At 56.6% G+C, this 12022-nt stretch carries 14 protein-coding genes and 2 pseudogenes; 8 read left to right on the top strand and 8 right to left on the bottom strand.

From position 1 onward, the window contains the following. Nucleotides 1-241: 241 nt before the first annotated feature. Nucleotides 242-523, top strand: a complete 282-nt coding sequence (locus AC1DLB_RS12305; protein WP_081626508.1) for an excalibur calcium-binding domain-containing protein — start codon at nt 242-244, stop codon at nt 521-523. 39 nt (nt 524-562) lie between these two features. Here the strand turns inward: AC1DLB_RS12305 and dapF are convergent, their stop codons facing one another. Further along, on the bottom strand, nt 563-1381 hold the full coding sequence (dapF, locus tag AC1DLB_RS12300; protein ID WP_064618087.1) for a diaminopimelate epimerase: 819 nt from the start codon (nt 1379-1381) through the stop codon (nt 563-565). Nucleotides 1382-1535: 154 nt separating this feature from the next. Between dapF and AC1DLB_RS12295 the strand changes: the two genes are divergently transcribed. Continuing rightward, on the top strand, nt 1536-1877 hold the full coding sequence (locus AC1DLB_RS12295; protein ID WP_018926064.1) for a hypothetical protein: 342 nt from the start codon (nt 1536-1538) through the stop codon (nt 1875-1877). Here the strand turns inward: AC1DLB_RS12295 and AC1DLB_RS12290 are convergent. Both AC1DLB_RS12290 and AC1DLB_RS12285 read right to left on the bottom strand, forming a co-directional pair. After that, nucleotides 1847-2059, bottom strand: a complete 213-nt coding sequence (locus tag AC1DLB_RS12290) for a hypothetical protein (RefSeq protein WP_081626507.1) — start codon at nt 2057-2059, stop codon at nt 1847-1849. The two genes, AC1DLB_RS12295 and AC1DLB_RS12290, sit on opposite strands and share 31 nt — an antisense overlap. A 182-nt stretch (nt 2060-2241) precedes the next feature. After that, on the bottom strand, nt 2242-2919 hold the full coding sequence (locus AC1DLB_RS12285; RefSeq protein WP_028940522.1) for an SOS response-associated peptidase family protein: 678 nt from the start codon (nt 2917-2919) through the stop codon (nt 2242-2244). A gap of 234 nt (nt 2920-3153) precedes the next feature. Here AC1DLB_RS12285 and lpxO point away from each other — a divergent pair, with 234 nt between their 5' ends. Further along, on the top strand, nt 3154-4053 hold the full coding sequence (gene lpxO / locus AC1DLB_RS12280) for a lipid A hydroxylase LpxO (protein WP_026286412.1): 900 nt from the start codon (nt 3154-3156) through the stop codon (nt 4051-4053). A gap of 80 nt (nt 4054-4133) precedes the next feature. Here the strand turns inward: lpxO and ku are convergent, their stop codons facing one another. Beyond that, nucleotides 4134-4994: a non-homologous end joining protein Ku gene (gene ku, locus AC1DLB_RS12275; protein WP_018926060.1), complete on the bottom strand. Its 861-nt coding sequence runs from the start codon at nt 4992-4994 to the stop codon at nt 4134-4136. A 213-nt stretch (nt 4995-5207) separates the two neighbouring features. Between ku and AC1DLB_RS12270 the strand changes: the two genes are divergently transcribed. Both AC1DLB_RS12270 and AC1DLB_RS12265 read left to right on the top strand, forming a co-directional pair. Further along, complete coding sequence (locus AC1DLB_RS12270) at nt 5208-5570, top strand: hypothetical protein (protein ID WP_138867625.1); 363 nt, start codon at nt 5208-5210, stop codon at nt 5568-5570. Between the two features lie 51 nt (nt 5571-5621). Beyond that, on the top strand, nt 5622-6770 hold the full coding sequence (locus AC1DLB_RS12265; RefSeq protein ID WP_477785056.1) for a PQQ-dependent sugar dehydrogenase: 1149 nt from the start codon (nt 5622-5624) through the stop codon (nt 6768-6770). 55 nt (nt 6771-6825) lie between these two features. Here the strand turns inward: AC1DLB_RS12265 and rimI are convergent. Then, nucleotides 6826-7272 (bottom strand): annotated as a pseudogene (gene rimI / locus AC1DLB_RS12260) (ribosomal protein S18-alanine N-acetyltransferase); the annotation flags it as partial. 200 nt (nt 7273-7472) lie between these two features. Between rimI and AC1DLB_RS12255 the strand changes: the two are divergent. Both AC1DLB_RS12255 and AC1DLB_RS12250 read left to right on the top strand, forming a co-directional pair. After that, nucleotides 7473-8786, top strand: coding sequence for a RimK family protein (locus AC1DLB_RS12255; RefSeq protein WP_477785055.1), 1314 nt, complete (start codon nt 7473-7475; stop codon nt 8784-8786). 125 nt (nt 8787-8911) lie between these two features. Beyond that, a pseudogene (locus AC1DLB_RS12250) lies at nt 8912-9667 on the top strand (pyridoxal-phosphate dependent enzyme); the annotation flags it as partial. A 30-nt stretch (nt 9668-9697) separates the two neighbouring features. On the opposite strand, the gene eco reads toward AC1DLB_RS12250, so the two are convergent. Further along, nucleotides 9698-10180 carry a serine protease inhibitor ecotin gene (gene eco / locus AC1DLB_RS12245; protein ID WP_477743036.1) on the bottom strand — a complete coding sequence of 161 codons (483 nt, stop codon included), beginning with the start codon at nt 10178-10180 and terminating at the stop codon, nt 9698-9700. Between the two features lie 390 nt (nt 10181-10570). On the opposite strand from eco, the gene AC1DLB_RS12240 reads away from it, so the two are divergent. After that, nucleotides 10571-10840: a DUF1652 domain-containing protein gene (locus AC1DLB_RS12240; RefSeq protein WP_026286409.1), complete on the top strand. Its 270-nt coding sequence runs from the start codon at nt 10571-10573 to the stop codon at nt 10838-10840. On the opposite strand, the gene AC1DLB_RS12235 is transcribed toward AC1DLB_RS12240, so the two are convergent. Further along, nucleotides 10837-11235, bottom strand: coding sequence for a hypothetical protein (locus AC1DLB_RS12235; RefSeq protein ID WP_018926052.1), 399 nt, complete (start codon nt 11233-11235; stop codon nt 10837-10839). The genes AC1DLB_RS12240 and AC1DLB_RS12235 overlap by 4 nt on opposite strands. A gap of 90 nt (nt 11236-11325) precedes the next feature. Then, nucleotides 11326-11595 (bottom strand): DUF2790 domain-containing protein, encoded by a 270-nt coding sequence (locus AC1DLB_RS12230; protein WP_018926051.1) that lies wholly within the window; start codon nt 11593-11595, stop codon nt 11326-11328. Between the last annotated feature and the right edge of the window lie 427 nt (nt 11596-12022).

Here is a 12022-nt window from a genome sequence, read left to right as displayed (position 1 = left end):
GTGTTAGGGACACTGGGCGCTGCTCTGGGTAAAGTCGGCAGCGCTTGCCCGGCCAGGTGTCTTTCAGAAGGATTGCTGAATGGCCAGCACTTGGTCAGGGTGGGCACCTATTCGGATTTATCTCTCCACGCCGCATGAGGCGGCAGTCTCTCTCTAGGGCATCGAGGCTTTGGTTGCTCTTGCCAGATGATTCGTTCTAAGCGACTAGAATATAAACGGCCTCTAGTCTCGGATGAATCAAATGAAACTGATTTTGGTCGTGTTAATCATTGGTTTGTTGGCCTGGAAGCTTTCCCCCGAGTTACAACCTTGGGTTGAAGCCAAGCTACCGCCCCCGAAAGTAACCCCTACAGTCGCGACTGCGCCGAAACCTGTTTCTGCGCCATTCAAATGTGACGGACGCCAATATTGCTCGCAGATGACCTCGTGTGCAGAGGCCAAAAAATTTCTGCAAAATTGTCCGGGAATGAAAATGGATGGCGACAACGATGGCGTGCCCTGTGAGTCGCAGTGGTGCCAATGACTTTTGCCGCGGGACAAGGARAATAAACGGGCCTGACGGCTACAAAACTTGTAATAAGTTGTCCGTGATTGTTCCCGAAAAAATAGTCTTTACCGGCCCGATGAGAAAGACCGGGCCCACGCCATCCCATTGAACCGTTACGGTGCCGCCATCACATTCAACCTCAACGGAATGGTCTAATAAACCACGACGAATTCCGCTGACAGCGGCGCCACAAGAGCAAGAGCCTGAACCAAGCGGAATACCACCCCAGCGCTCCCAAATGCGCAACCGTATGTGTTGTCGGTTAATGATCTGGACGAAATGCACGTTCGTCCTGAGAGGAAACAGTGGGTCGGTTTCAATGGTCGGTCCGATGGTCGCTATATCAATGGCTGTCAGATCATCCACAAAATAGGTGCAGTGAGGATTGCCCATGCTGCAAGCTGCCGGGCCACCAGCCAGTGGCAAGACAGCAGTGTCCAGTTCCTGAGCCAGGGGAATATCCGACCAGCCGAAAAGCGGCTCGCCCATGTTGACCGAAATTGCGCCGGCTGAAGTTCGTTCGCAAGTGAGTAGGCCACGGTTGGTTCGCAGCGCTATCGAAGTCATATTGGATTCGCGCATCAGCATGTCCGCGGCACCCCGCGTTGCGCTGCCACAAGCATCCAGCGTGGAGCCATCTGCATTCCAAAACATCAAGCGGGCATCGGCATCATCGCAATCAAGCACTGCTGCGAGTTGATTGAATCCGACGCCTCGGTTCCGATCACCCATTCGCCGAGCCAAACTACTTGTCACTGGATTGGCCGAGTTTCGCGAGTCCACAATGACGAAGTCATCGCCATTGGCGTGCATTTTATGAAAACTCAGCGGCATAAATAGATCCTGGGCGAACTGGCGTTTGAGAACGATCTAGCCCCAATCACATAACCTTTGCAAGCCGTGAGCGGGTAAAGAAAAACACCGGCCCTCGAAACCGATAACGATTGATCGACTCTTGAATTAGTATTCCGTCCCCCACCCAAGGAACATGGAAGTGAGAAACAAATTCGCAGCAGGTATGTTCTGTTTCCTGACGATTGTGACGGCTCAATACGCTTACTCCAGCGCTACGGATGAGTCCGCCGAAAACGCCTCATTGCTCTGCAAAATCCTCGATGGCAATGACGCCTTGACCCAGGCCTCCGAATTCTCGGCCGAGGATCGTACGGTCAATATCTCGGTAGACCGTTCTCCAGAGGACGCCAAAAAGCTTTGCCCGGAAATCAGCGCCATCGTCGAGTATCACGAGATGACTTTTACGCAAGGCTGGACTGTGCAGATCACTTCTCCAGACAGTGGTTATGACGTTGTTGCTATCTGCCCATTGTAATGATGGTGGTTGTCCTGTACGCCAGTGATCAGGTGCAGTGGAATGTGCTGTTGCTCATCAATGCATGTGATTTCGAAACTGCCCACTATTTGAGGGGGGCGCTCACTCAGCCCGGTCGACTCTTCTTCCTTTGCCTTAGCCATTCTCGCGTGGTTCGCTGCGATTTCGTTGAGAGTTGACACGTTACATCTCCCGGTGACTGACCAAGCGTATCGCTGGAGTCCTTAAACGTTAATGTGAATGCCGCCGCGTCAGAATTACGTCGTTCTGGGGCCGCTATCGCCGGCATGTGCAAACCCTAAGCCAGACATTGACGCGTATTCCGCGCCACGCTTTCCATGCGACGAATGGTGTCGCGCGATGTTCAGATAGGTTCGATCAGTCCAGGGCCATCGTTGTGCACATTGCCCACGGCTTGATCAACCTTGAACCACTCGAATGTCTCGGCCGGCTCGCCCTGCGACAGTACTATCTGCTCGGCTCGCTCTTTCGGCGTGGCCGGGTCCAGCCATTCCCGGGCCAGTTCGGCATTCAGCGTCACCGGCTGGCGATCATGAACATCCACCATGCCGCCCTTGCTGTCGGCGGTGATGATCACGAAACCGTCATGTTCGTCCGGCTGATGTTCGTACCTTGGGTATTGACCGATCGCCGCGCACAGGATCGGTGCGCGATCCTTGCGGCGGATGAGGTAGGGCTGCTTCTTCGGACCGCCCTCGTAAACCCATTCAAACCAGTTATCGATGGCAACGATCGCCCGGTGCGGCCATATGGCTTTGAAGAATGGGCCGTGACTGACTTTCTCGACCCTGGCATTGATCGGCATAGGGTGTTCTTCGGACCAATGCGGCCGCCAGCCCCAGCGAACCCTGTCGGCGTGCAGCACGTCGCCTTCCTGGTGGAAGAGGGCGAGCTGAGTCGTCGGTGCGGCGTTGTAGAGCTCGAATGGCTGATCGCCGGCATTGTTGACCAAGGCGTTGGGCATGCTCAGCGCCTTGACGAAGTCGTGAATGCCTCGGTACTGCGAAAGTCGTCCGCACATGGCTGAGCCCTCATGCTTACATCTGAGCTTAGACGATCCTTTGAACTAATAGGGCGTTAAAGCCGCGTGGCGTTTTGGCGGGCATGATTAGACACATTTTCACAGTTGAAGGTTAACTATTGGTTACAAAGTATGGCTAAAATGACATCTTTCGCCCCCATGTCGATTGTCGGCATGGCTCAAGAACGCGCCATCGGGACGCACTTTGTTCATTTCAGACGTGTGACGATTTCCGTGAAACTCATTATTGCCGCTATCTATGTCATCTCCATCGCGTATGTCCACTTGCGCGGTAAGGTGCGCCACAAACCAGGCCGCCAACTAAGCGACCACTCGACGTTTCTGGCGCCGATCAATTGCTTCCTTTATATGTTCTCGAAAATCCCCAATCGGCCTTATCTCAATCCGGCGGACTTTCCTGACTTGAGCCCTTTGCAGGCTCATTGGGAAGAGATTCGCGCCGAAGGCCAGAACCTGCTCAAGGCCGGGGAGATCAAGCGCTCGAATCAGTACGACGACGTTGGTTTCAACTCGTTTTTCAAAAGTGGCTGGAAGCGTTTCTATCTCAAGTGGTATGGCGACAGTCACCCATCGGCCGCGAAGCTCTGCCCGCGTACTACTGAACTGGTGCAAAGCATTGGCTCGATCAAGGCAGCGATGTTTGCCGAACTGCCACCGGGTTCCAAACTGGTCCGCCACCGCGATCCGTATGCCGGCTCGTACCGTTATCACCTGGGGCTGGAAACGCCGAACGATGCCGGTTGCTATATCAACGTCGACGGTGAGAGTTACCATTGGCGTGACGGCGAAGCGGTGATGTTCGATGAAACGTTCATTCATTACGCTGAAAACAGCACCCAGCAGAACCGCATCATCCTGTTCTGCGACGTCGAACGGCCGATGAAGTATCGCTGGGCGGCGGCGTTCAACCGCTGGTTCAGCCGCACAGTGATGGCGGCGGCGGGGGCACCGAACGATGCGGGTGACAAGACCGGTGCTATCAACCGATTGTTTGCCAAAATCTACACGGTTCGCCTGCGCGGCAAAGCACTCAAAAAGCGTAACCGCGCTCGCTATTACCTGGAGAAGTGGGCGATTTTTGGCGGGTTGCTGGCGATTTTTGTGCTGATCTGAGTTTTGCTTTGCGGCGTATTTAGTCATTGCAAGCRGGCCAGGATTTTCACCGCATAACGTATAGGCACTCCACTAACCGATCAGCCACGAGAACGCTTCGTGGCTTTTTTATCTGTGCTCGCTTTGGCTTTTTCTGCCGTTTTACCGGCACTCCTGGCACCGAGGCTGCGCTTGAGCAGTTCAGTCAGATCGATCACATCCGCGGTCCTGCGTTCGTCCTCTCCCGTAGCGGTTTCGACGATTTCGATCTTGCCTTCATTCGCCTTCTGCTCAACCAGCGCCATGATCTTGTCTTCAAAGCTGTCGCGGTACTCCTCGGGTGTCCAGTCGGCGCTCATGTCCTCCACCAGCCGTTTGGCCATCTCCAGCTCGCCCTTAGCCAGGTCCGGGTTGGTCACTTCACTACCAAGTTCCAGTTGATCCAGGCTGCGCACTTCGGCCGGCCAGCGCAGCATCACCAGAACCAGGGCCGATTCCAGCGGCATGACGGCCGCCAGGTGCTGGCGGGTATGCAACACCACTCGGGCGAGGGCGACCTTGCCGGTTTTGCTGAGGGTTTCGCGTAACAGCGCATAGACCTTGCCACCGCGTTTGTCCGGCGCCAGGTAATAGGGTGTGTCGATGTTTTGCAGGGGGATCTGCTTGCTGTCGACAAAGGCAAAAATGTCGATGGTTTGGGTCGACAGTGGATGGGCCGAGCGAATGTCCTCTTCGCTGAGCACCACGTAACGACCCTTTTCGTACTCGACCCCTTTGACGATGTGTGCCTGGGTGACCTCCTTGCCAGTGACCTTATTGACGCGTTTATAGCCCACCGGCTCCATGCTGCGACTGTCGAGCCAGTTGAAATCGATCCCGTGGGAAGACGTCGCCGAGACCAGCGCCACGGGGATGTGCACCAGACCGAAACTGATTGCGCCTTTCCAGATTGCCCGTGCCATCGTCGTGTTCTCGTCAGCCCATTGATGTTCAGGTGACCTGTTGCCCGGAGGAAAGTTTCAGTCGGCTGCGACCCGCTTTTGCGGGCTGATCGACGGTGCAGTCAACTGGTGTTACATCTTCTGAAGGAGGTTTTAGTTAACAAATTCGAACCCCGGGCGTAGCGTGGCTCTATTCATCCATGAAGCGTTGCACGCGCTTTTAGAGAGGTTTCCATGAACCGATGTGTGTTCGGCGTCATCGCACTGGCATTGAGTGGCGTGCTAAGCAGCCTGGCCCTGGCCGATGCCGCCGCGCCGCCATCCTCGCCCTTGCTGCTGGCCCAGAACCTGCCGGGCAGCACCAATAACAATCCTTACAACAACCCGATCCGCCGGGCCAATCCCAACAGCATGCAAGGCACGCGACCCGGCATCCCGGTGATCCGCGGGCCGAGTACGGCGCCTGCGCCGCGACCACCGACCCTGGAGAACGGCGGTATCGGCAACCGTTATCCGCAGGATCGCCAGGCTCCTGCCAGCCCACCGACATTCATACCCAATCCACCTCATCGGGACGCAGACACCAGCAACCGTTGAACGGCAGGACAGAGGTCTTGCCAGCCATTTTGACCACAAAAGGAATCGTGCATGTTGCATAAGACCCTCCTGACTACACTATTTGCCGGCGTACTGATCATCAGTGCGCCCGTGTTTGCTGCGCCTGCCCAGGAATTGAAAAGTGAGGAGGGCACCCTTGAGGTCACGCCGATCGTTAAAGGTCTGGAGCATCCCTGGGCGCTGGCGTTCCTCCCCGGTCGCCAAGGGATGCTGGTGACCGAACGGCCGGGCAACCTGCGGGTGGTCAGTGTCGATGGCAAACTTTCGAGTCCGCTCAGCGGTGTGCCTCAGGTCTGGGCCAAGGGGCAGGGCGGGTTGCTCGATGTGGTGTTGTCGCCCGACTTCAAGCAAGACCGCATGGTCTATCTGTCTTATGCCGAAGGCGGCGGTGAGGGCGGCAAGGCGGGTACGGCGGTCGGTCGCGGAAGGTTGTCGGAAGACCTGACGGCCCTCAAGGATTTCAATGTGATCTTCCGTCAGGAGCCCAAGCTTTCGGTTGGCAATCACTTCGGCTCCCGTCTGGTGTTCGACCGCGACGGTTATCTGTTCATCACCCTGGGCGAGAACAACGATCGACCCACGGCGCAGGACCTCGACAAGCTGCAAGGCAAGGTCGTGCGGATCTATCCGGACGGCAAGGTGCCGAAGGACAACCCCTTCGTCGGGCAAAAAGGCGTACGCCCGGAAATCTGGTCCTACGGCCATCGCAACCCGCAAGGCGCGGCGCTCAACCCCTGGAGCGGCACGCTCTGGGAAAATGAGYACGGCCCCCGGGGCGGTGACGAAGTCAACATCATCGAGCGTGGCAAGAACTATGGCTGGCCGATAGCAACCCACGGCATCAACTATTCCGGCCTGCCGATCCCGGAAGCCAAGGGCAAAATCGTCGAAGGCACCGTAGGTCCACAGCATGTCTGGGAAAAATCCCCCGGCCTCAGCGGCATGGCGTTCTACGATGGCGATCGCTTCAAGGCCTGGCAGCACAACGTGTTTATCGGCGCGCTGGTGGGCCAGGAGCTGATCCGCCTGCAGTTCGACGGCGACAAGGTTGTTCACGAAGAGCGGCTGTTGGGTGAGCTGAACAAACGGATTCGCGATGTGCGGCAGGGGCCGGATGGTTATCTGTATGTACTGACCGATGAAGACGATGGTGCGTTGTACAAGGTTGGGTTGAAGTAAACAGACTCGCACAACCTTTGTAGCTGCTGGCGTAGCCTGTGTTCGGCAGCTGCTACAGAACGTGTTTCTCCAGTCGCATCGCGTCGGCATGGTCCTGGTAATAGTCATGAATCAGCCCGAATCGCCGATAACCGTTGCGCTCGTACAGAGCGATTGCCATCGGGTTGTCGATGCGAACTTCAAGTCGCAGGCAGGCGCAATCGTGCTCAAGGGCGCAGGCTTCGGCGCGTTCGAGCAATTGCTTGCCCAGCCCACTGCCGCGAGCATCAACGGCGATCGCAATCGAGTACAGACGTGCCCGTGAAGTACCCCGGTGAAACAACACCAGCGCATACCCCACCAATCGCTCGCCACGTTGGGCCACCAGCAGTTGCCCGTGAGCCCGGCTGATCATCCATCGAAAACTGCGCCGGCTGAGCCGGTCGGTGGTGAAGCATTGCTGTTCGAGTGCCAGCAGTGCTGGAAGGTCTTCAATGACCGCCAGGCGAAAAACAGGATTCATATGACCGCCGTAAAAGTTGCGTAACGAAACGGGACTTTCGAAAAAGTTCGTGCTTAATAGGAAAGGTCTTGTTCTCCAACGGATCAATCACTATGTCAGCGGTACAAGGTCATTGGCGCGAAGTATCCGAACAAACGTTGCCGACGGCAATAACTTCTGCAAACTATTTAAATGCCTCGATCAGAACTTCCAGTCCGTTGATGATAATCGTCGAACGCAAGGAAGACTGGGCCTCATACTTTCCCAGTGAAGACATCGTCACCGCCCAGGAATACCTCGAACAGACCCGTAACAACGAGCAGGGCAAACGGGTTCAGGTGATCAACCTGTGCCGCAGTTACAAGTACCTCGGGCACGGTTATTACTGCTCGCTGTTGGCCGAAGCGCGGGGGCACAAGGTGATTCCGTCGGTGCGGACCATCAGCGAGCTGACCCGAAAGTCTCTGTATGGCCTGGCCTTGGACGATCTGGATAAAACCCTGGAAAAAGCCTTAAGTCATCATGTTTACAGCGATACCGAAGGTTTCACCTTGACCCTGTACTTCGGCCAGACCTCCATCGAGCCATTACAGGAATTGGCTCGACAGTTATTCGAGGTTTTCCCTTGTCCGATATTGTTAGTTGAATTTCGTCGAACTAACGGTTGGCACATCGAAGGTGTAAAGTTCGGCACCCTGCATAAGTTGCGTGAAGATCAGGAAGATCAGTTTGCAAACGCGCTAGATAGTTTCAGTCGCAAGATCTGGCGCCTGCCACGCTCTCGGCGCTTGGCCCGTTATGACTTGGCCATTCTGCACGACCCGCAAGAAGCATTGCCGCCCTCCAACCCCAAGGCTCTGGACAACTTTGTCAGGGTCGGCAAGATGCTGGGCATCGACGTTGAGCTGATYGAACGCAAAGACTACGCCCGAATCGCCGAATACGACGGGCTGCTGATACGCGAGACGACAAGCGTCGACAACCACACCTATCGTTTCGCGAAAAAAGCCGAGAGTGAAGGCCTGGTGGTGATGGAYGATCCGGCGTCGATCCTGCGCTGTACCAACAAGGTTTACCTGACTGACTTGCTCAAGGCCACCGCCGAACTGTTCGAACACTCGGTGTTGCTGCTGGCTCAGGAATTCTTCTACACCGAGTACGACTGGCGCATTGGTGTGCTCAACCGCAAACCAATTTTTGCCTGCCAGTACTTTATGTCCAAGGGCCACTGGCAGATCTACAACCATAAGGCCAAAGGCCAGGACATCAACGGCGAATGCCGCACCCTGGCGGTTCACGAAGCGCCGCGAGCAGTGGTTGAACTGGCGGTGAAAACCGCGAATCTCATTGGCGACGGACTCTATGGCGTCGACCTCAAACAGTCCGGCGACAAAGTGGTGGTGATCGAAGTCAACGACAACCCGAACATCGACGCCGGCATCGAAGACGCGTACCTGCAGGACGATCTGTACACGCTGGTGCTGGAAGAGTTCGTCCGGCGGCTGGAGCTCAAACGCCGTGGTCAGGCTTGGTGAGTGGCCTCAACCTACCGAGCTTGTTGAAATTTGGCCATTGACTTGCCATCAGCGTCCGGCTAATTTCCAGCCATGACTTCCACCGTATTGCGCTGCCAGCCAAGCATTATTACCGCCATTCCTTATTTACCGCATCGGCAGGCAATCATGCCCAAGGCGTAGCGTTGGCGGCTCGCGAGTTGGGGATTGCCGCCACTATCGTCATGCCCTGCACAACGCCGGAATTAAAGGTGCTGGGTGTGCGCAGCCGGGGCGCCGATGCGGTGCTGCACGGCGAAAGTTTTCCGTTTGCCCTGGCCTATGCGCTGGACCTGGCACAGCAAACCGGCCGCACCTTTGTCTCGCCCTTCGACGACCCGGACGTGATCGCCGGGCAGGGCACCGTCGGCATGGAGATCCTTCGTCAGCACCAAGGGCCGCTGGATGTGATCTTTGTGCCGGTGGGCGGCGGTGGCTTGATCGCCGGTATCGCCGCGTACGTCAAATACCTGCGCCCGGAAGTGCGGATCATCGGTGTCGAATCGGAACATTCCGCCTGTTTGCAGGCGGCCTTACAGGTCGGCGAACGGGTTGTGCTGCCGACCGTTGGCACCTTCGCCGATGGTGTGGCCGTCGCTCAGATCGGCGCGCATGGTTTCGAGGTCTGCCGGTTCTGCGTCGATGAAGTGCTGACCGTCAGCAACGACGAACTCTGCGCCGCGATCAAGAATATTTACGACGATACCCGCTCGATCACCGAACCTTCCGGCGCCCTGGCCGTGGCGGGCATCAAGCAGTACGTGGCGAAAACCGGCACCCGAGGGCAGACCCTGGCGGCCATCGACTCCGGTGCGAATATCAACTTCGACAGCTTGCGTCATGTGGCCGAGCGCGCCGCATTGAGCGGCGCCCCGGCGTGAGGGATGGACCAGTTATTCCTGAACGGCGTTCTCGACGCGGCTCGACGCCGACCAGATCCGGTAGCGCACTTCGATATCACTGGGCACGTAGAGCACGATCGGCAGTTTGCTGTTGTAGCGCAGCTTGAAACCGTCACCGACCACCGGCACGAAGTCCTGTTTGTGCTTGCCGTCAGGACAGGCCATCAGGGTGCTCATCGGGCCGGTGACTTTTTCCAGCCGGTAAAACGGGTAGCCCCAGCCTTCGAGGTTCTTTTCCTCAAGCATGCCGCCTAGACGCTGACGGTTGCAGTCGACGGTCAGGGTCTTGCCGGCCAGAATTTCGACCTGGTAGGCGTCTTCCTGTTTTTGCGGGGCGAGATGAATGACCTGGCGGGTAAAGCCGCTCTCTGGTTTGGGATACGGCGCGACGTCTTCGAGTGTCGCGGCCTGGGCAACGGACGACAGAACGGTAACTATCAGCCCGACGGTCGTATTAAAGGGCAAAGCACCCATAATGCCTCCTTGCGTGTGCGTGGGGTCAGCGGATACTGAACAGATGGCCGCATTCTCACTGCCGTCCTCGGTCAATGCAAACCCGCCATCAGAGATGGGTTGCAAAATGCAGGTATTGAAAACTGACCTTTCTTGCATTTTGCATGACGCAATGTGTTGCCATCTTCTCTAAAACCTTGATTTGCCGACGAGCCGCAGGGCGAAATTCCGGGCATGTTTTATGCTGAAGCTGTCTTGAGCTGACCACGGTCCCGTTGAGTCAGCGCTGAAACAAAAAAACGGTCGGACGTTGGAACGATGAAGCCCGCAAGGAAGAAAAGAACGGGTGATCTGAGCTCCGACCGACAATTGATTTTCGATTGGCAATCTCACAATACCGAGAGGGTGGCCATGTTTCTTTCTGCCTTGGAACTACGCAATATCGTTGAAAGCAGTTTTCTTCCGAAACGCTGCCAATGCACGCTATCTCCGGATCTGTCGATGACCGTCAAGGTGTATTCGGACAACGAGACTGACCATCTCGACCTGTGCGTCACCGGCATAGACGCCCATCGCCTCAACGGATGTCGGGAGATTAATCATCTGATCGCCGAGTTACGCACCGACCTTGAGCACAAGACCCATAGCCATTTGCCCAGCACTAAGTCGAAAGCTCATTAGCCGACTGTTTCACCCAATTCGAGCGACACGCGCCGGGTCTGGATAAACCCCAGACCCAGTGCCAATTCCACCAGGATCGCCAGTAAGATACCCGGCCCGGCATGACCATTGAGCCATTCGCCGAAGCCCAGCGCTGCCAAGCCGAAACAGCCAACCATAAAGCCGCTGCATATCGCACTTCTCGCCGCCGAGGGCGGTGCCTGCCGCACGAGATAAAACATCACCCCAAGCGCACCGAACAGCACCGCACTGCGCCTGGCCACAAACCCCGCTGCGGGTGAATACTCGATACTCCAGATCGCCAGCAACCATTGCGGCATCAAACCCCACACCAGCGCCAGCAGAAAGCAAAGCGCGGCGGTGAACGTTGAAAGCGTGCGAAACGAGAACGGCATGGCGAATCCTTTCGGCGGTAGAGGGGACGCCAAAGCATAGCGTCAGAATCCCCTCAGGCCTACCGCCAAGTGCCGAATCAGAATCGTCTGTCAGCTCTGATAACTGCACGCGTCAGAAAGTTTTCGATAGGTAATTTCCGCAGGCTTGCCCGAGGTGCTATCGATGTACTTCATGTCCGCCGTGACCACTTCGCAGTCCAGCGTCGACGGTTCGGTCATGGAAATGACCTTGCCCACATTCAGCGGCATGCCGTAGTGATAAGGCACGGCCTGAGAGGACGACGTGTCGTTGGCCTGAGCGAAACCGGCGAAAGCGGTGCAGGCGAGGGCGGTGGTCATCAGCAGTGTTCGCATGTTCATGATGGGTCTCCAGTGCAGAGGGGAAGCCAGTTCGATGCAAGAGCGTCGAACCTGCCGCACTGGGCGTCAGAGGGTGCTGAGGGAGTGCGGTCCAGTAAAGTTTTGGACCATGGGGTTAAGCGATGGTTAACCGGGCTGGATGCCGCCTGTCGTAAGGTAATGCTGTTCACTTAAGCAATTTCAGCCGCAACGCATTCCTTGTAGCAGCTGCCGAGCTCGCGAGGCTGCGTTCGGCTGCGAAGCAGTCGTCAAACCAGTGATTGCGGTGTGTCAGACAGACCGCACTAGCCGGATTCACGACTGCTTCGCAGCCGAACGCAGCCTCGCAGGCTCGACAGCTGCTACGGCCGAACGCAGGCTTCGACAGCTGCTACAGATCGCATTGCGGCTTAAGTGAATAATGTTATCTGTGAGGAGGGTTCTGGCG

This window comes from Pseudomonas sp. 05N434, from assembly GCF_056396965.1.
This window is presented reverse-complemented; position numbering and strand designations above follow the sequence as displayed.

Coding starts and splice junctions, on each gene's coding strand:
- AC1DLB_RS12285 (WP_028940522.1), bottom strand. CDS start 2,919: ATGTGCGGACGACTTTCGCAGTACCGAGGCATTCACGACTTCGTCAAG.
- AC1DLB_RS12240 (WP_026286409.1), top strand. CDS start 10,571: ATGTTTCTTTCTGCCTTGGAACTACGCAATATCGTTGAAAGCAGTTTT.
- ku (WP_018926060.1), bottom strand. CDS start 4,994: ATGGCACGGGCAATCTGGAAAGGCGCAATCAGTTTCGGTCTGGTGCAC.
- AC1DLB_RS12270 (WP_138867625.1), top strand. CDS start 5,208: ATGAACCGATGTGTGTTCGGCGTCATCGCACTGGCATTGAGTGGCGTG.
- eco (WP_477743036.1), bottom strand. CDS start 10,180: ATGGGTGCTTTGCCCTTTAATACGACCGTCGGGCTGATAGTTACCGTT.
- dapF (WP_064618087.1), bottom strand. CDS start 1,381: ATGCCGCTGAGTTTTCATAAAATGCACGCCAATGGCGATGACTTCGTC.
- AC1DLB_RS12235 (WP_018926052.1), bottom strand. CDS start 11,235: ATGCCGTTCTCGTTTCGCACGCTTTCAACGTTCACCGCCGCGCTTTGC.
- AC1DLB_RS12305 (WP_081626508.1), top strand. CDS start 242: ATGAAACTGATTTTGGTCGTGTTAATCATTGGTTTGTTGGCCTGGAAG.
- AC1DLB_RS12295 (WP_018926064.1), top strand. CDS start 1,536: ATGGAAGTGAGAAACAAATTCGCAGCAGGTATGTTCTGTTTCCTGACG.
- AC1DLB_RS12230 (WP_018926051.1), bottom strand. CDS start 11,595: ATGAACATGCGAACACTGCTGATGACCACCGCCCTCGCCTGCACCGCT.